18 protein-coding genes are annotated in these 16,232 nt (G+C 65.7%); 8 read left to right on the top strand and 10 right to left on the bottom strand.

Features of this window, described 5'->3' with window-relative positions:
- Positions 1-68 precede the first annotated feature (68 nt).
- Both EYR15_RS13805 and EYR15_RS13800 read right to left on the bottom strand, forming a co-directional pair.
- Positions 69-2,309: a putative bifunctional diguanylate cyclase/phosphodiesterase gene (locus tag EYR15_RS13805; RefSeq protein WP_131004144.1), complete on the bottom strand. Its 2,241-nt coding sequence runs from the start codon at positions 2,307-2,309 to the stop codon at positions 69-71.
- A 192-nt stretch (positions 2,310-2,501) separates the two neighbouring features.
- The gene (locus tag EYR15_RS13800) at positions 2,502-3,122 is read right to left on the bottom strand and encodes a DsbA family protein (RefSeq protein ID WP_131004143.1); all 621 of its coding nucleotides are present in this window, start codon (positions 3,120-3,122) and stop codon (positions 2,502-2,504) included.
- A 180-nt stretch (positions 3,123-3,302) separates the two neighbouring features.
- Here EYR15_RS13800 and minC point away from each other — a divergent pair, with 180 nt between their 5' ends.
- The 5 genes from minC to EYR15_RS13775 all read left to right on the top strand — a co-directional run bounded on the left by minC (position 3,303) and on the right by EYR15_RS13775 (position 7,718).
- Entirely contained in the window at positions 3,303-4,025 is a 723-nt protein-coding gene (gene minC / locus EYR15_RS13795) for a septum site-determining protein MinC (protein WP_131004142.1), read from the top strand.
- Positions 4,026-4,079: 54 nt separating this feature from the next.
- The gene (gene minD / locus EYR15_RS13790) at positions 4,080-4,895 is read left to right on the top strand and encodes a septum site-determining protein MinD (protein WP_131004141.1); all 816 of its coding nucleotides are present in this window, start codon (positions 4,080-4,082) and stop codon (positions 4,893-4,895) included.
- Positions 4,892-5,161: a cell division topological specificity factor MinE gene (gene minE / locus EYR15_RS13785; protein WP_131004140.1), complete on the top strand. Its 270-nt coding sequence runs from the start codon at positions 4,892-4,894 to the stop codon at positions 5,159-5,161. The genes minD and minE overlap by 4 nt, the downstream gene beginning before the upstream one ends.
- Before the next feature lie 177 nt (positions 5,162-5,338).
- Positions 5,339-7,477 (top strand): histidine kinase dimerization/phosphoacceptor domain -containing protein, encoded by a 2,139-nt coding sequence (locus EYR15_RS13780; RefSeq protein WP_131004139.1) that lies wholly within the window; start codon positions 5,339-5,341, stop codon positions 7,475-7,477.
- A gap of 88 nt (positions 7,478-7,565) precedes the next feature.
- Entirely contained in the window at positions 7,566-7,718 is a 153-nt protein-coding gene (locus EYR15_RS13775) for a DUF3309 family protein (RefSeq protein WP_131004138.1), read from the top strand.
- Positions 7,719-7,725: 7 nt separating this feature from the next.
- Here EYR15_RS13775 and EYR15_RS13770 read toward each other — a convergent pair whose 3' ends face one another.
- Both EYR15_RS13770 and EYR15_RS13765 read right to left on the bottom strand, forming a co-directional pair.
- Complete coding sequence (locus EYR15_RS13770) at positions 7,726-8,145, bottom strand: DUF2147 domain-containing protein (RefSeq protein ID WP_131004137.1); 420 nt, start codon at positions 8,143-8,145, stop codon at positions 7,726-7,728.
- Positions 8,146-8,202: 57 nt separating this feature from the next.
- Positions 8,203-8,532: a hypothetical protein gene (locus tag EYR15_RS13765; RefSeq protein ID WP_131004136.1), complete on the bottom strand. Its 330-nt coding sequence runs from the start codon at positions 8,530-8,532 to the stop codon at positions 8,203-8,205.
- A gap of 78 nt (positions 8,533-8,610) precedes the next feature.
- Between EYR15_RS13765 and EYR15_RS13760 the strand changes: the two genes are divergently transcribed.
- Together EYR15_RS13760 and EYR15_RS13755 are read left to right on the top strand one after the other, a co-directional pair.
- Positions 8,611-8,826 (top strand): SlyX family protein, encoded by a 216-nt coding sequence (locus EYR15_RS13760; RefSeq protein ID WP_131004135.1) that lies wholly within the window; start codon positions 8,611-8,613, stop codon positions 8,824-8,826.
- 202 nt (positions 8,827-9,028) lie between these two features.
- The gene (locus EYR15_RS13755) at positions 9,029-9,340 is read left to right on the top strand and encodes a hypothetical protein (RefSeq protein ID WP_131004134.1); all 312 of its coding nucleotides are present in this window, start codon (positions 9,029-9,031) and stop codon (positions 9,338-9,340) included.
- Positions 9,341-9,406: 66 nt separating this feature from the next.
- Here the strand turns inward: EYR15_RS13755 and EYR15_RS13750 are convergent, their stop codons facing one another.
- Positions 9,407-11,335, bottom strand: a complete 1,929-nt coding sequence (locus EYR15_RS13750; RefSeq protein WP_131004243.1) for a DEAD/DEAH box helicase — start codon at positions 11,333-11,335, stop codon at positions 9,407-9,409.
- Positions 11,336-11,540: 205 nt separating this feature from the next.
- Positions 11,541-12,371: a LytTR family DNA-binding domain-containing protein gene (locus tag EYR15_RS13745; protein ID WP_165455504.1), complete on the bottom strand. Its 831-nt coding sequence runs from the start codon at positions 12,369-12,371 to the stop codon at positions 11,541-11,543.
- A 133-nt stretch (positions 12,372-12,504) separates the two neighbouring features.
- Between EYR15_RS13745 and EYR15_RS13740 the strand changes: the two genes are divergently transcribed.
- Positions 12,505-13,317, top strand: a complete 813-nt coding sequence (locus EYR15_RS13740; protein ID WP_165455503.1) for a MipA/OmpV family protein — start codon at positions 12,505-12,507, stop codon at positions 13,315-13,317.
- Between the two features lie 148 nt (positions 13,318-13,465).
- On the opposite strand, the gene EYR15_RS13735 is transcribed toward EYR15_RS13740, so the two are convergent.
- From EYR15_RS13735 to EYR15_RS13720, 4 genes are read right to left on the bottom strand one after another with little or no spacing between them, the layout of a single operon-like run.
- Positions 13,466-14,065: a hypothetical protein gene (locus EYR15_RS13735; RefSeq protein WP_131004131.1), complete on the bottom strand. Its 600-nt coding sequence runs from the start codon at positions 14,063-14,065 to the stop codon at positions 13,466-13,468.
- A gap of 53 nt (positions 14,066-14,118) precedes the next feature.
- Entirely contained in the window at positions 14,119-14,877 is a 759-nt protein-coding gene (locus EYR15_RS13730) for a hypothetical protein (protein ID WP_131004130.1), read from the bottom strand.
- Between the two features lie 22 nt (positions 14,878-14,899).
- Positions 14,900-15,484 carry a Swt1 family HEPN domain-containing protein gene (locus EYR15_RS13725; protein WP_131004129.1) on the bottom strand — a complete coding sequence of 195 codons (585 nt, stop codon included), beginning with the start codon at positions 15,482-15,484 and terminating at the stop codon, positions 14,900-14,902.
- A 3-nt stretch (positions 15,485-15,487) separates the two neighbouring features.
- Positions 15,488-16,168, bottom strand: coding sequence for a DUF5343 domain-containing protein (locus EYR15_RS13720; RefSeq protein ID WP_131004128.1), 681 nt, complete (start codon positions 16,166-16,168; stop codon positions 15,488-15,490).
- Positions 16,169-16,232: the final 64 nt, after the last annotated feature.

Raw genomic sequence — 16,232 nt, 5'->3', positions numbered from 1 at the left:
CGGCCGGTGCGTGACGCAATTTCGGAGCATGGGATAACCCTACCCGAACAGCGTCACGCTGTCAATGACTATTTTCCTAGATTGACGGACCGGATCGGCGGAGCCGGCGGCGGGACTGGCCGAGCTGCGCTCGGATCCTCCGCCTTCAGCAGAGCGGTGATCGACTCCGGCGCCTGCGGCCGGGCGAGATAGAAGCCCTGCAGTTCGTTGCAGCGGTCGAGCTGGAGCAGCGCCAGCTGCTCGCGGGTCTCCACGCCCTCGGCGGTGACTGAGAGGCCAAGCGCGCGGCCAAGCCCGAGTATCGCCTGCACGATCGCCCGCGCGTCGCCGTTCGTCCCAAGATCGGCCACGAAGCCCCGGTCGATCTTGATCGCGTCGAAGGGAAAGTTGCGGAGATAGCCGAGCGAGGAGAAGCCGGTGCCGAAATCGTCCATGGAGAGCCGGACGCCGAGCGTCTTCAGGTCGAGCAGCATGTTCCGGGCGCGGGCGGCGTCCTCGAGCAGGACGCCCTCGGTAAGCTCGATCTCCAGGCGCTCCGGAGCAAGTCCGCTTTCCGCGAGCGCCGCAGAGGTCGCTTCGACGAGACCGCCGCCGCGCACCTGCACGGCGGAGACGTTGACCGACACCCCGATCTCCGGCCACGCGACGGCCTGCTTGCAGGCCGTGCGCATGGCCCAGTCGCCGATCCGGAGGATCAGCCCGCATTCCTCGGCGAGCGGCACAAATTCGCCTGGGCTGACGAGGCCCCGAACCGGGTGGCGCCAGCGGAGCAGCGCCTCCACGCGCTTCATGCGCAGCGTCTGGGCGTCGTAGCGCGGCTGGTAGTCGAGGTAGAGCTCGCCGCGCTCCAGCGCGTTCCAGAGCTCGCCCTCGAGCGCGCGGCGGCTGCGCGTCCGCTCGCTCATCTCGTCCTGATAGAAGCAGTAGACGCCGCGTCCGCTTTCCTTCGCCCGATAGAGCGCGAGGTCCGCCCTGCGCAGCAGCTCCTCGACATCGAGATCGCGCGCCGGCCCATGGACGACGCCGATCGAAAGCCCGATGCGGGCCTCGCCGCCGGTATGCCTGATGGGCTCCGAGATGTCCTTGATGAGCAGTTCGCAGAGCTGTTCTATCCGCCCGCGGTCGGTCTCGGCGACCACAGCCGCGAACTCGTCCCCGCCCACGCGCGCGATCAGGTTGCAGGGGCCCACCCGGCTCGTCAGCCGCCGCGCAACCGCCCTCAACACCTGATCGCCGGCGGCGTGGCCATGCGCGTCGTTGACCGGCTTGAACCGGTCGAGGTCGAGGAACAGCATCGCGAATTCCGCGCCGGACTGTCCCCGCACTGTCTCGACATGACGCGCGAGCATCGCCCGGTTGGGCAGCCCCGTGGTCGGATCGTGCAGCGCCTGCCTCTCCGCGTCCCTGTAGGCCTGTTCGAGCTTTTTCGCGCTGGAGGCGACGAAGCGTTCGGCCCGGCTCGACATGCGCAGGATGAGACCGAAGGCGATAAGGAGCGCGGAGACTCCGCCGATCAGGCTCGGCAGCGCGGTCGCCATGAAGCGCGCGCCCGGTTGGTCCGGGCTCCAGCGCAGCACGAAGCCTTCTTCCGTGCCGGTGACGACGAGGCGCTTGCGCGGCGAGGCGGCGCGGTCGTCAGCCGTACGCGCGACCCTGAGGTCCCCGACGAAGCGGTCGGAGCCGAGCTTGGCGAGATAAGTCGGCGACAGCTGCTCCGCGAAGATGATGACGCTGGCGGGCCCGGGGATGGGCATGACGGTCGGATCGCCGCCGACCGACAGCACGCCGGCCGCGACCAGAGCCGGATCGCCGCCGACCATCGCTACGCCTGTCTTTACGGCTGTCTTGTTCGTCGTGCCGGCCAATCGCGCCTGGCGGGCGAGACCGAGCAGGTCTCCGCCCATCGCCTTGAACGCCGATAGGGGTTCGCGCAATTCGCCGTTGATGACGGCGTAGCGCGGAACGTCGTCGGGTCCGATGACGAAGACATGGTTGAAGCCGAGCCGACGGCTCAGCGTCTCGCCCATATTGGCCTGCCGGTAGGCCCAGTCTTCGCTGAAGGCGACGTGAAGGTGGCGATAGGCTTCGCCCCAGTCAGCGTAATCCTCGAGAGTGCGCGCGAGCAGCGACCAGCGGTCCTGGATCGCCGCCTCGACCATCGCCTGGGAGCGGTGCTCCGCAAAGGCGTCCTGCTCGTCCGCCGTCTTCATCAGGAAGCCGATCGCGAGCAGCACCGCGACCAGAACCACGCCGATCAGCGGGTAGAGGCCACGTCGACTGAACGCATTCGGGGGAGCGTCAGGCTGCATGAGGGCGCCATGCCGGTTGGATCAGGCGTTATTTGACCGTTGAAATCTGAACATTCGGTATGGAAAACATCGTTTTCGCGGCTGGTTGGCGGCGTCGGTCATGCGCCTGCCAAACCGCTCCTGACGTCACTCGCCATCCCGCGCGGGGTGAAGGCGCTGTCTGGCGGCGAGCCCCGCTCTGGCGACCGGCCGTCAGCTCTTCGCCCGCGCCCGCGCCTGGGCCACCGCGTCGCGGAACGTTTCGTAATCAAGGGCGGCCTCGATCTTGAGGGGACCGATGAGATAAACGGGCGTGCCGCGGAATTGCATGCCCTTGGCCTGCGCGTCGTTGCGCTTGAGCGCCGCCACGATGTCGGCGTCATGGGTCGTGGCGTCGACCTGCAGCCTCGTCATGTCGATGCCGGCTCTCTTGGCGGCATCGAGCATCGTCGCCTGCGGGATCTTGGCGCCCTTCAGCGCCATGAGTGCTCTGTGGGCCGTCTCGTACTTGCCCTGATAGGCGGCCGCGAGCGCGATCTTTGCGCCGGCGACCGAGCTCTCCGCGAGGATCGGCCATTCCTTGTAGACGAGGCGGATCTTGCCGTCGGTCTTCACGAGCTTGTCGAGCGCCGGCGCCGAGCGCTTGCAGAAGCCGCAATTGTAATCGAGGTAGGCGACGATCGTGACGTCGCCCTTGGGATTCCCCCCGATCGGCGCCGCGGGATCGCCGACGATCATCTCGCGCGAAAGGGCCGGGTCCTCCGCATGGGCGGATCCTGCGAACGCCAGCCCGAAGGCGAGGATCAGCAGGCGGGCGGATCGGCTGAGCGACATCACTGATCTCCGGAGGGCACTGGCGGCGTAGGCCGATCGGAGCGCGCAGGCAAGCGCGCAAGGCGGCCGGGCGCGCCGCTCGGCATAATTTGCCGGGGCTTTAACGGGCCGTTAACCAAGCGGGGGTCAACTCGGTCGACGCAACGCTTCGTTAACCACCTAAGTCTTGGGACGCCATCCGTGTCGTCAGCCGCCCTTCAGATCGTCCCGAAGTCCCAAGCCGCGGCGGCGCAGAAGCGCCGCCCTATCCGCTTCCGCGGCAGGTCCTTCATGGCGCTCGTGCTCGCGCCGGAGCCGCCGGCGGACGACTGGCTGCTCGAGCTCGACGAGCTGACCGCGCGCTCCCCCGGCTTCTTCGGCGGCCGGCCTGTGGTGCTCGACGTCTCGGCGCTGAAGCCTTCCGCCCGCGCGCTCGGCCTGCTGCTGACCGAGCTCGAAGCGCGCGGCGTCCGCACCATCGGCGTCGAAGGCTGCGATCCGAAGACGCTCGAAGGCCCCTACGCCAGGCTCGCCATGCCGATCGGCGGCCGCGCCGCGGGCGAGCTGTCCGCGCCGGAAGCCCCCGCGCCCAAGGCGACATCGCTCGTCATCGACCAGCCGGTGCGCTCCGGCCAGACCATCTCCTTCCCGCATGGCGACGTGACGATCTGCGGCTCGGTCGCGTCCGGCGCAGAAGTCGTCGCTGCAGGCTCGATCCACGTCTACGGCGCGCTGCGGGGCCGCGCGATCGCGGGCGCCGGCGGCGACGGCAAGGCGCGCATCTTCTGCCGCAAGCTCGACGCCGAGCTGCTGGCGATCGACGGCGTCTACATGACCACCGACGACCTCGACAAAGGCCTCCGGGGCAATCCCGCACGGATCTGGCTCGAGGGCGAAAAGCTGAGCGTCGCGGCGCTCGACTGAACCGACACACTGCGCGGCGACGCGTTCTAATCGTTCTTCTGGGGAGAGATTGAGATGGCTGAAGTTCTGGTCGTCACGTCGGGCAAGGGAGGCGTCGGCAAGACGACGTCGACCGCAGCCCTTGGCGCGGCTTTGGCGCAGACTGGCCAGAACGTCGTGGTCATCGACTTCGACGTCGGCCTGCGCAACCTCGACCTCGTCATGGGCGCCGAGCGCCGCGTGGTCTACGACCTCATCAACGTCGTGCAGGGCGACGCCAACCTCAACCAGGCGCTGATCCGCGACAAGCGGGTGGACACGCTGTCGCTGCTGCCGGCGAGCCAGACCCGCGACAAGGACGCGCTGACCGCCGAAGGCGTCGAGCGGGTCATCAACGACCTCAAGGGTCGCTTCGACTGGATCATCTGCGACTCGCCTGCCGGCATCGAACGCGGCGCCTATTTCGCAATGCGCCACGCCGACCTCGCCGTGATCGTCACCAATCCGGAAGTCTCCTCCGTCCGCGACAGCGACCGCATCATCGGCCTGCTGGACTCCAAGACCGAGAAGGCCGAGCGCGGCGAGCAGATGGAGAAGCTGCTGCTTCTCACCCGCTACGATCCCGTGCGCGCCGAGCGCGGCGACATGCTCAAGGTCGACGACGTGCTCGAGATCCTGTCGATCCCGCTGCTCGGCATCATCCCGGAAAGCCCGGAAGTGCTGAAGGCGTCGAATCTCGGTTCGCCTGTCACGCTGGCGAACCCGATTTCCGCGCCGGCGCGGGCCTATCTAGACGCCGCCCGCCGGCTGCGCGGCGAGACCATCCCGATGACCGTCCCGAGCGAGCGCAAAAGCTTCCTTGGGGGCCTGTTCGGCCGGAGGGCGGCATGAGCGTTCTGAAGTTCTTCTCCCGGCGCAGTTCGGCGCCTGCGGCGCGCGAACGCCTGCAGCTCCTGCTCGCGCATGAGCGGGCGGTGTTCGGCCGCACGGACCTCGTCGCCCAACTCAAGGACGAAATCCTGGCGGTGATCGCGAGGCACATCTCGATCCATCCCGACAACGTGCGCATCAAGACCGACACGCGCGACACGCTGGCGACGCTCGAGGTCGACATCGAGATCCGCACGCCGAACGGCGGGCTGAAGCTCGCGGGCTGACGCCCTCTGCCGTTCGGGCGCTGATCAACCGCCCGAAAATCCTGAAAAAGCCTCGTCCCTCTCGGGCGAGGCTTTTTTTCGTCGCGATGACGCGCAGCCGCTGGACGGATGATCTAGCGGAGCGCGAGGTCGTAAGATACCGTTCGAGAACAGGGGATCGCGGGGACTTCGGCCGGGTTGGATACGCTCAATACACAGTTCTGCGACCGCGAGCCGATCCACATCCCCGGCGCGATCCAGCCGCATGGCGTGCTCCTCGTCGCCGATCCGGAGAGCCTGACCGTCGTCGCCGCAGCCGGAGATGTCGACGGCATGCTCGGCGTCAGCGATTTCGTGGGACGCCCGCTCCAGGACTTCACGTCAGCCTCGATCGCCGCCAACGTCCGCGGTCTCGCGGCCGACGGACCGGGATATGTCGGCGTCGCGACCGGCGAGCGCGGCTCGTTCGACGTCAGCGCTCATACGGCGGACGGCAAGCTGATCATCGAGCTCGAGCCCGCGCCGGCCGACCGCGGCCCTCCCGGCATCATGATGACGGACCTCGAGCGGGCGTCCGTGCAGTTCGACGCCGCGGAAACCTTCGATGAACTATGCGCCCGCGCGGCCGCCGAGTTCCGCAGGCTCACCGGCTACGACCGCGTGATGATCTACCGCTTCCTCGACGACGATTCCGGGTCGGTCGTGGCCGAGGACAAGCGCCAAGACCTGCGCTCGTTCCTCAACCACCGCTTTCCCGCGAGCGACATCCCGAGGCAGGCGCGCGCGCTCTATCTGCGCAACCTGATCCGCGTCATCCCCGACATCGACTACGAGCCCGCGCCGATCCGTCCCGAAGGGTCCGACCTCGACCTCAGCGACGCATCGCTCCGCAGCGTCTCGCCGATCCATCTGCAATATCTGCGGAACATGGGCGTCGCGGCTTCAGCCTCGGTCTCGATCGTGCGCGATGGCGTGTTGTGGGGGCTCGTCGCCTGCCACAACGAGACGGCGAAGCATATTCCCTACGACGTGCGCAGCGCGTGCAGGGCGCTCGGCGGCGCCTTCGCGCGACAGATCCGCGTCAAGGACGACACCGACGCGTTCCGCGAACGCGTGCGGCTGCGCAGCTTCCAGGATGATCTCGTCGGCCTGCTGTCGCGCGAAGGTTCGCTCGACGGCGCGATCTCCAACCATGTCGACGAGATCCGCCACGCCTTCGGGGGCGACGGCGTCGCCGTCCTGCGCGCGGGCGATCTGCTGACGAACGGTCGCTGCCCGCCCGAGGCGGACATCCGCAGGATCGCCGAATGGGCCCTGCCGCGCAGCGCGCAGTCCGTCTTCGCCACGGATCGGTTCAGCGAAGTCTGGCCGGAGGCGGAAGGCTGGCGGACCCACGCCTCCGGTCTGCTCGCCGTCACGCTGTCGACGGCCGAGCCCTGGATCGTCCTGTGGTTCCGGGCGGAGGAGGTCGAGATCGTCGAATGGGCGGGAAACCCCCACAAGGCGGCGTCCCTCCAGCCTGGCGAAACCCTGGCGCCGCGGGCGTCGTTCGAAGCGTGGCGCGAGCAGGTGCGCAACCGCTCCCGCCGTTGGACGGGACCGGAGATCGAAGCCGCGGGCCGCCTGAGGGCGGCGGTCATCGAGGTCTGGCAGGCGCGCCGCCTGCGCGATCTCAACAGGCGCCTGCTCACGACGATCGATGAGAAGGACCTGCTGATTCAGCAGAAGGAATTTCTTGTCGGCGAGGTCAATCACCGCGTTCAGAACAGCCTGCAACTGGTCTCGAGCTTTCTTGCGCTCCAGGCGCGCGGCTCCAACCAGCCGGAGCTTTCGACCGCGCTCGAGGAGGCGCGCCGGCGTCTTTCGGCCGTCGCGCTAGTCCATCGTCGGCTTTACCGGGCCGACCAGGTGCAGGCCGTCGACGCGGCGCGCTATCTCGAAGAACTTTCGGCTGACATATCCTCGTCGCTCGGCGCCGACTGGTCGCGGAAGATCACGCTCAACGTCGCGCCGGTGCTGCTACCGACAGACCGCGCCATCAGCCTCGGCCTGGTCCTGACCGAGCTCATCATCAACGCCACCAAATACGCTTATGAGGGCCAGGCCGGTCCGCTCTCGATCACCCTGGTCGAGGATCGCGCGAACTTCCGGCTGACGGTGGCCGATCAGGGCGTCGGACGCCCCTCCTCCGGCGGCCGTCGCGGCTTCGGCTCGCGGATGATCGACGCGCTGGTGCGGCAGCTCGGCGGCGAGTTGAGCTACGAGGACAATCGCCCGGGGTTGAAGGTCATCCTGTCCGCGCCGTCGTCGAACAACGGAACCTCGACCCTGCCTTGAACGCTCCCCTCGTTCGGCGCGCGGCCTTGTGGAACCCTCCCCGATAGATGAAGGTTTAGCCTCTCACGAAACCGAGAGAGGCCGGGCCGTGTCGACCATTCTGCTCATCATTCTGGTTCTGATCATCATCGGCGTCGTGCCGATCTGGCCGCATTCTCGCGGCTTCGGATATGGACCGAGCGGCATCCTCGGCGTCATCCTCATCGTGCTGCTGATCCTGCTGCTAACGGGCCGGCTTTGAGCCGGCGTCACTCGACGCGCTTCAGCACCTGCGTCTTGCAAATAAAGCCGACGACGCAGCCGCGCAGCTTCAGCGTGTCTGCGTCGTCGGCTTCTATTTTGCCTGCATAGGAACGGCCGTCATCCGGGTTGTAGAAGGTCCCGCTCCAGCCCTCGCCATCAGCCTTCATCTCGGTCAGCAACGACACCCCGACGACAGGTCGGCTTCTGAGCGCGGGGTCGGGATTGCGCTTGTCGAGCTTCGGCCGGCCTTGTTTGTCGTTGGGCTTCTTGAGAGAGGCTAAGGTCGCGCACGGCGCGCCGCGGCAATCAGAGATTCGGATGTCCGCCTTGCCCGATGCCGTCCGCCACACGCCGACCGGCACGTTGGCGGCATAGGCCGAAGTGGACAGGCCGAGAGCGAGCGAGATCGCTACAAGCCGCATCATGAGTCTTCTCCGTCGAACGTTTTCCTCCACTTAAGGGCTGCGCCCGCAAAGAGAAGTCTACTGCGAGCGCCAGCTCAGCCCGAACAGGCCATAGCGGACCTTGCGGGGCGCGGCGGGCGCTCCGACGCTCTCGCCGCCGGCGCCGGCTTGCGCGCTCGGGGCCGCGGCTCCCGAACTCTGGCCGCCGGACGATCCCTGCACCGCCGCCGCCGGCGCGCCATCCTCCATGGGCCCCTGCCCGACCGGCACCTCGAGCGACTTGCCCTGCTGAGCGGCGGCCGCCGCCGAATAGCCGGTGATGGTGCGCGGCGTCACCGGATCGGCTGCCGCTTCGACGGTGAAGAGCGTAAGCACGCCGAGGGTGAGCGCGGATGCGACGGGCGACATAAGACGGCTCCGTGTGGGGTTCGCGGTTTCAAGCTCGCGCGGCGCCATGCTAACCGCTGACGCGCGCGAGGGAAGCTCATGACCGATGAGATCGAACGTCTTGCACGACGCTTGGACGCTCTCGAGGAGCGCGTCGCCTATCAGGACGAGACCATCGAAGCGCTCAATCGCACGGTGACCGAACAGTGGGCGACGATCGATCGCCTGAAGCGCGAGGCGACCAACCTCGCCGAGAGGCTCGACGAAGCCGTCTCCGGTTCCGAGCCCGTCGACCGGCCCCCGCCGCATTACTGACGGTCGGCGCCGCCTCACGCGCGGCGGCTCTTGAGGCGGCCCAGGGACTGCGCGCCGTTCAAAGGGCCGCTCCGCTCCCTCTCAGGACCATGTCGACGCCGATCTCATGATTTAGAATTAGAATGATTGAAAAGTCTGCGGAGCGCCTCACGTTCCCGTGAGCCATCGGACAAGAAGCCGAGGCGACAGGGAGGAAAGAACGATGAGCAAGCCGGAAAACGACGCCGCCACGGCGCACGACAGCATGAATGCGGAGACGACAAGCGGCGTGTCGCGCCGCGCATTGGTCGCGGGTTTCGCCGCGGCGAGCGTGGGCGTGGCGTGCCTGGCCATGTCGCGCCCGGCGCGGGCGCAGACCAAGATGAGCCAGGCCGACGCGAAGTATCAGGACAGCCCGAAGGGCTCGGAGAAGTGCGCCGGCTGCGGCCTGTTCGCAGCGCCGGACGCCTGCAACGCCGTCGACGGCAAGATCAGCCCGGAAGGCTGGTGCCAGCTTTATTCGCCCAAGGCCTGAACAGCCGGACGTTCATCGCAACGCGCCCGGCGGCTTCCGCCGGGCGTTTTCGTGAGCGCTTTTCGTTCAGGAACGGCCTTCGCGACGCGCCGGGGCGCGCTTCGCCTTTTCCGCAGAACGCGGCGCCGACCGCTTCGCGCCGTCATTGTGCGGCGGCCGCGACTTGGCGGGCCGGTGTTTCGCCGCCCACGGCTTTACGCCTGCCGGCGTCTCCTGGCCGAAGCGCGGCTCTGCCGGCTTGAAGTCGGGCCTCGCCTGACGCGGCTTGTCGCGCCACGGTTTGGGCGACCAGCCCTCGGTCGCCTCAGCGCGCGGAGGCCGCGGCGCGGCGGGCTTTTGCTCACGCGCCGGCTTGTAGGCTTCCTTGGCCCCCTGCGCCGCAGGCGCCTCGGAGCGGGTGAACAGGACTTCGCCCTTGCCCGCGCCCAGCGCGGCGTCCGCAAAACGCTCGGCTGCCTCGACGGCGATCGCGACCTTGCTGTCCTTGTCGAAGATCCGGATCGCGCCAACCTCGTCGCGATTGACGCCGCCGCGACGGCAGATCATCGGCAGCAGCCATTTGGGATCGGCGTTCTGGGCGCGCCCGACATTGAGCCGAAACCACACGGCGGCGCCGAACTCATCGCGGCGGCGCGGCGGAGCTGCTTCGCGCGGTCCGCGATCGGCCTCGCGTGCGCCATTCCTGTCCGGGCGTCGTTCGCGGGGAGCGGACCACTCGCCGGGATCTTCCACGAAATGCGGCTCAGGCAGGCGGGCGGCGTGCAGCCTGAGCAGGGCGACGGCGACGGCCTCAGCGCCCTTGGCCTCGATCAGTTCGCGGGCGCGGGCGAGTTCCTGCTCGCCGGCGGGAGATGACATCGCGGGATCGTTGGCGAGCCGCTCGCGGTCCAGCATGCGGATCTCATCCGCCGAGGGCGCCGCGCTCCAGACGGGCGTGATCCCGGCGTCCTGCATCAGCAGCTCGGCCTTGCGGCGGCGCGAGGCCGGCGCGAGCAGCACGCTCACGCCCTTGCGGCCCGCGCGGCCGGTGCGGCCCGAGCGATGCTGGAACACTTCGGCGTCGTGCGGCAGGTCGGCGTGGATCACCAGCTCGACATTGGCGAGGTCGATGCCGCGCGCGGCGACGTCGGTCGCGACGCACACGCGGGCGCGGCCGTCGCGGATTTCTTCCAGCGCGCGATTGCGCTCGTTCTGGCTGAGCTCGCCGGACAGCACGACCGCGGAGAAGCCGCGCTTGGCGAGCGTCATGTGCAGCCGACGCACCGCCTCGCGGGTCGAGCAGAACACGATTGCGGCGGCGGCGTCCTGCTGGCGCAGCACGTTGACGACGGCGGCGTCGGTCCCCCGCGGCATGACGCGGATCGCGCGATGCTCGATGTCGGCGTGCGCGCCCTCCTCGCCCGCAGCCTCGACGCGCAGCGCGTCGCGCTGGAAGCGCCTGGCGATCGCGACGATCGCGGCCGGCACGGTCGCGGAGAACAGCAGCGTGCGGCGCTCCGAAGGCGTGGTCTCCAGGATGAATTCAAGGTCCTCGCGGAAGCCGAGATCCAGCATCTCGTCGGCTTCGTCGAGCACGACGGCCTTCAACCCTGAGACGTCGAGCGCGTTGCGCTCGATATGGTCCTTCAGACGGCCAGGCGTGCCGACGACGATGTGGGCGCCGGCGTCGAGCCTGCGGCGCTCGGCGCGCGGGTCCATGCCGCCGACGCAGGCGACGATGCGTCCGCCGGCCTCGCCGAACAGCCAGGCGAATTCGCGCTCGACCTGCATCGCGAGCTCGCGCGTCGGCGCGACGACCAGCGCAAGCGGCTGGCCGGGCGCTCCGAAGCGCTCGGCCGACCCGAGCAGCGTGTCGCCGAGCGCGAGGCCATAGGCCACCGTCTTGCCGGAGCCGGTCTGCGCGGAGACCAGCAAGTCGCGGCCGCTCTCGGCGGAGATCACGGCGTCCTGCACGGCGGTCAGCGTATCGTAGCCGCGGAGGCTGAGCGCCCGCATGAGCGGCGAGGCGTTATGAGCCGAGTTGTCTTGAGCGGAGAGCAAGGGCGAGCTTCTCATGGCGCGAGGAAGAGCCGGCGGGGCAAAGGCTGCGCCCGCGAAAAGCGTTACTCGGCTCAAGGAACGCCGCTCCATACCCCGAAACGGCCGCGAACGCCAATGATGGCGCGGAGAGGCAGGCCTGCGCCCAAGGGATAGGCCGACGTTAAGGCGCCGCCTCAGTCACTGCCGCGAGATGCCGCTGCGAGACCGGCGCCGTCACGCCGTTGCTCAAGGAGAGCTGGCCCGTTCGCCCCACCCGGTCGAAAGACTTGATGGCGTCGTTCGCGACCCACCACGAGCGATGGATCTGCATGCCGGAAATCGGCTCCGCTTCCGACATCGCGTCGCTCAGGCGCATCAGCAGAAGCGCCGATCCGCGGTCGGTGTGAACGCGGACATAGTGATCCTCCATCTGCAGGCAGATCAGGCGTCCGCGAAGCTCCAGGGGAAGACGCGCGATCAGCCGGCTCGCCTGCGGCGGCTCAGGCTGAACGGCCTCAAAGCGCTCGGCCGGCGACTCGAGGGCCAAAGCCGCGTCCTCAGCCGCCGGCGCGAAGGCGGGCGCGCGGCCCGTGGCCGGCGTCAGCGCGCCCTTGGTGATGAGCGTCACCACGCAGCCCACCAGCGCGGTGCGCCAATAAAGCTCCACCACCTCCGACACGCTGGCCTCCCAGCCCGTCAGGGCGTGCGCGGCGGGCCCCGCGATCAGGACCATCGGCGCGGAGGTGAGCGCGATCAGCATGGCCCTCTGGAGCCATGGCCCGGCGCGGCGGTAGAACGCCCGCTTGTCGAGCGCCGCCTCGATCAGGCTCGCGAGCACGTACCAGCAGGCCAGCAGCCCGGCCCAGAAGCCGAGCCTTGCGAGAAACGCCTGTTCGTAGGTGCGGTACGGGCCGAAGAACGCGAAGATCAGCCCGAGGCCGAGCGCGAGGCAGATCTCCGCGGACCGCTCGCGCAGCCATGCGTCCAGCTGAAAATCTGCGAATTCACGCATCGCGAACGCGCCCCCCGAGCCGCGACACGTACAAATCCCGAAGATTCTGGCGCAATTGCGAAGGCGCGGTCGCGTCCCTCGCCGCGGCGCGGCATTCCTTGCCCCCATGTCGTGCAGCGCTCAAGGGGATCGCGTGGCTTCGCTCAGGAACTTCATGCTCGCCGCCATCGCGGCCTCGGCGTCGACGACGCAAGCGCTCGCGGCGGATGCGCCCGCCGACGCCAACGAGCGGGTGGTCTCGGTCTTCGTCGCGCTCGGCGGCGCGATCGTGCCGGAATATGCCGGCTCGAAGCACTACAAGGCCGCGCCCTTCGGCGTCGCCAACATCGACTGGCGGGACCTGCAGCTGCAGATCCGCGGCCCCGAGGCGCGGCTCGACCTCTCCGGCGACAACCCCTGGAGCTTCGGCCCGGTGGTCAAATATCGCGGCGACCGCGACGACGACGTCAAAGGTCCCGTCCAGCATCTGCCCAAGCTCGACGGCTCGCTCGATGTCGGCGGCTTCGTCGGCTATGCCTTCAAGGGCGGCGGCGAGCATGGCCAGGGCGATCTCGGCCTGAAGCTCACCGCGCTGCAGGGCGTCGCCGGCGAGAATGACGGCCTCTCCGTCAAGGGCGAGGTCTCCTACGCCGCCCTCCGCTGGGGCCCGCTCTACGCCGATCTCGACGCCGGCGTCACCTATGGAAACCGCAAGTTCAACGACACTTATTTCGGCGTGACGGAAAGCGGCGCCGCGCGCTCGGGCCTCAGGCGATACCGGGCGGGTTCCGGCCTCTCCGACGTCGGCGCGGGGCTGACGCTCGGCTACCAGATCGACGAGCAATGGGGCGTCCTGGCCCGCGCCTCCGTCACCCATTACGTCGGCGAGGCCGCCGACAGCCCGATCGTGAAGGACGGCGCCAGGACGTCCGGCCTGCTCGGCCTCGGCGTCACCTACCGCTACTGAATCGAGCCGATCGACGTCGCATTCCCGCGTCCCCAAGCGGCGACGTTTGTGCTCGTGACGGGCCGCAGTCCGTCTGCGGCCCGTCGATCCTTACGCGCGTTTGCGCCGGGCGCCCCGACAGGCATGCATCCTTGACCGAACGCCTCGCTCACCCCTCCCCGGAAGCCCGCGGCGCCGCATCCTCATAAGCGGCGTCCCCCTCAAACTGCGCGCGCAGCCGCTCCAGCCGGTCGGCGAGCATGTTCCTCATGGCGTCGAGGTCCTCCGGCTCTGCGCCGGGTCGGTCGTCATTCCTGCTCGCGAGCGCGAGCTTCGCCTTCTCGTTGCGGGCGCGCGCGATTTCGGTGAGCGCCTGCGCCAGCCGATAGAGCGTGCGCGCGCCGCGCTCGCTGTCGATCGTGCTGTAGGCCGCGACCGCGACCCGCTCCCGCATGGCCTCCAGCGCCGCGATCTGGCCCAAAATGGCGTCCTCCGCCCGGTCCTCCGCCGCCAGCCTGTGGTCGATCACCTCGCGCCCCAGCGTCCGAAGCGCCTCGTCCCGGGCGCCGGCAGCTTCGAGCGCCGCGGCGTCCACCTCCGCCACCCGAAGCCGCCGCCGTCGCCAGCCCCACGCCTTCACGCGCCGGAAGAAGGTGTTGTCCCCGATCCCGAGGATTTTGGCGATGTCCTTCGGGCTGAGGTTCGTCTCCTCATAAAGGGTTCTGGCCCGGGCGATCTCGTCGTCGGTATGGGAGATGAGAGCGGGCATCGTCGCCTCCGGTTACAGGGACCGGGGATGATGCGGGAAATGAGGGCGAATGTCTAGGACTTTTTTCCTTTTGGCCGTAAATAGACCGCCTGTGCAGGGGCCCGTTGCTTGTGCGGATGCCGCCCTATCGAATTATCGTATTCGCTAACGATTTTTCGGTCTAAGAACTCTGCCACCACTATGACCGGCGCCACAAGACTTATCAGCTCATCAGGAGTGAGAACTATTTTATCACCGATCTTAAACGACAGCTTTTTGAGTTTTTTCGCAGCCGCATCATCTATAATCCCGGCACGGTGCGCGAGTACGTTGCGAAGAGTATATATCTCATCCAATGAACCTAAGCTGTCGTTGATAGTTTTAATGCCGGATCCGGTTAAATCCGAGAACTGATTTACGCGGCTTACTAGACCGCGCACCTTAGAGACGTCGCCATAAAGCTTATCTCCGCGCTGCGTCCTCACTCTAGATTTTTGATCAAAATATTTGCTACGGTTCTCTATATAGAGATCCAAAAACCTGCTGAAATACAATTCGAAACTTGCCGATATTATGACGACGCGGTTTGTAATTATCGATGTACGATACAGATGAGTCCGACCCAAGAACTCATCTTTGGTAAAATTTTTGAGCCGAGAAGAAAGAGCCGGGGCATAAAAGAAATCGCTTAGAGCTCTTTTCTTATCAATCACAGGATAAGATGAAAAAATTGTAGCTTCCGAAATCGAAACACAAAGCAACTCTACCCACATCGAGTGGCATGAATCACCCCATACAGATTTCAGATCTTTCAGAGCTTCAGATGCCACCATGTGGTTTCCTAATCTAACTCGTTCAGGCCATCAGATTATACCAGTCGCGAACTGTGAGCTTTAGTCGGACAACCTCATCTTCCGTAAGAAGCCCGCAGTGAGCGATAGGACCTCGCGCTAGGTTTAACTTCTTGATAACGCGCTGAACTCCATTTACGCTCGTATTAGCAAATATCCCGGCGAACGCATTCCAGTTCATTTTGATTATTTCGCCAAGTTCGCCAAAATTCGTATAATCTATTTCTCGGTCTGATCGGGCAATTAGCCCCTCATCGGCCTCTCTGTCGATATTCTTCTTCACGCTGTCTTGTACAAACTGCGGAACGCAGGTGCCCCACCAAGCCTCCCCACCCCCCTCTTCTAGAGTTTCCGAAACGAGGTTCCTTATATCATTCTCCAGAATATAGAATATCTGGTAGAACTCCGCCATTCTTGACGCGTTTCTCCGTATGGAAGCGTCAACTTGCTCTAGATGACCCGTCACGAGCTTGTCTGTTGCAAGCTCGATGTCGCTTCTCGATGAGGCAATCGCAGGATCCTGCATTGCCTGTCTTATCTGAGCGTTAGTTGCTGCTGCCTTAAGCAAAAAAAGCTCGACATCGCCCATTTTTCACCCAAGCAAGTTTGCGCGAAGACTCTGGAAAATAAGATTGTACACGTTTATATTCGTTGATTCAGGAAGAACTATATTTATATTATTTATTAAGCCTAGGCTTCCATGAGATATTCGTGCGGAGTAATCTTGTTGTTCTAAAGATTCTTTCGCTGTTGCGCCTGCCTCGTCCCGGAACTCGCTTGAATTATTACCTGCGTTAAAATCTCTTACAACTTTGAATGTCGACCAGATGTAGTTTACATATTGGTCGCCCTTCGTTAATCCCGTGACCGCGACAATTTGGTCCTTCACGTCATTCTCACTTGCCTTGAATATATATTCGTTTCGTTGAAAAAGTTCTCCGAACGCATTCTTTAAACCGGAGAACGCTGCAGAAGACCGAGCGCCCTCCGTTCGAAACGACGTATACAGTTGGGTCGGAACACCATCTGACGTTAGAAAACCCATCTTTTTCAGTAGGGGAGGCACGTAACGCGACGATCCGCCAGACACCCCGAGAACAGTATCCATGAAATTATTCGTGAAACGCTCCGGCTCACCTGCCGTTATTATACCCTCCAGCGTCTTCTTAAAGACACCTGGAGCTGGTGTATACGGAAGGTTACCCTTTATAACTTTCTTCACTTTAGGATTCTGCTTAACGTCTGCGTCCTTGTCGTTTTTGTTTTCGCTCATTGTGCCCCCCCTTCGCTGCCAAGACGTACATTACATAATTCTATGATCCAGTAGAGATCACCAC

It is taken from the genome of Hansschlegelia quercus (assembly GCF_004310425.1).
Classification (GTDB): domain Bacteria; phylum Pseudomonadota; class Alphaproteobacteria; order Rhizobiales; family Methylopilaceae; genus Methylopila; species Methylopila quercus.
This window is presented reverse-complemented; position numbering and strand designations above follow the sequence as displayed.

What these genes read in the sequence shown, in the direction of transcription:
- EYR15_RS13760 (WP_131004135.1), top strand. Translation starts at nt 8,611, where the DNA reads ATGACCGATGAGATCGAACGTCTTGCACGACGCTTGGACGCTCTCGAG.
- EYR15_RS13730 (WP_131004130.1), bottom strand. Translation starts at nt 14,877, where the DNA reads ATGGTGGCATCTGAAGCTCTGAAAGATCTGAAATCTGTATGGGGTGAT.
- EYR15_RS13770 (WP_131004137.1), bottom strand. Translation starts at nt 8,145, where the DNA reads ATGATGCGGCTTGTAGCGATCTCGCTCGCTCTCGGCCTGTCCACTTCG.
- EYR15_RS13750 (WP_131004243.1), bottom strand. Translation starts at nt 11,335, where the DNA reads ATGCGGGCGCTCAGCCTCCGCGGCTACGATACGCTGACCGCCGTGCAG.
- minE (WP_131004140.1), top strand. Translation starts at nt 4,892, where the DNA reads ATGAGCGTTCTGAAGTTCTTCTCCCGGCGCAGTTCGGCGCCTGCGGCG.
- EYR15_RS13725 (WP_131004129.1), bottom strand. Translation starts at nt 15,484, where the DNA reads ATGGGCGATGTCGAGCTTTTTTTGCTTAAGGCAGCAGCAACTAACGCT.
- EYR15_RS13745 (WP_165455504.1), bottom strand. Translation starts at nt 12,371, where the DNA reads ATGCGTGAATTCGCAGATTTTCAGCTGGACGCATGGCTGCGCGAGCGG.
- EYR15_RS13735 (WP_131004131.1), bottom strand. Translation starts at nt 14,065, where the DNA reads ATGCCCGCTCTCATCTCCCATACCGACGACGAGATCGCCCGGGCCAGA.
- EYR15_RS13800 (WP_131004143.1), bottom strand. Translation starts at nt 3,122, where the DNA reads ATGTCGCTCAGCCGATCCGCCCGCCTGCTGATCCTCGCCTTCGGGCTG.
- EYR15_RS13765 (WP_131004136.1), bottom strand. Translation starts at nt 8,532, where the DNA reads ATGTCGCCCGTCGCATCCGCGCTCACCCTCGGCGTGCTTACGCTCTTC.
- minD (WP_131004141.1), top strand. Translation starts at nt 4,080, where the DNA reads ATGGCTGAAGTTCTGGTCGTCACGTCGGGCAAGGGAGGCGTCGGCAAG.
- EYR15_RS13805 (WP_131004144.1), bottom strand. Translation starts at nt 2,309, where the DNA reads ATGCAGCCTGACGCTCCCCCGAATGCGTTCAGTCGACGTGGCCTCTAC.
- EYR15_RS13755 (WP_131004134.1), top strand. Translation starts at nt 9,029, where the DNA reads ATGAGCAAGCCGGAAAACGACGCCGCCACGGCGCACGACAGCATGAAT.
- EYR15_RS13720 (WP_131004128.1), bottom strand. Translation starts at nt 16,168, where the DNA reads ATGAGCGAAAACAAAAACGACAAGGACGCAGACGTTAAGCAGAATCCT.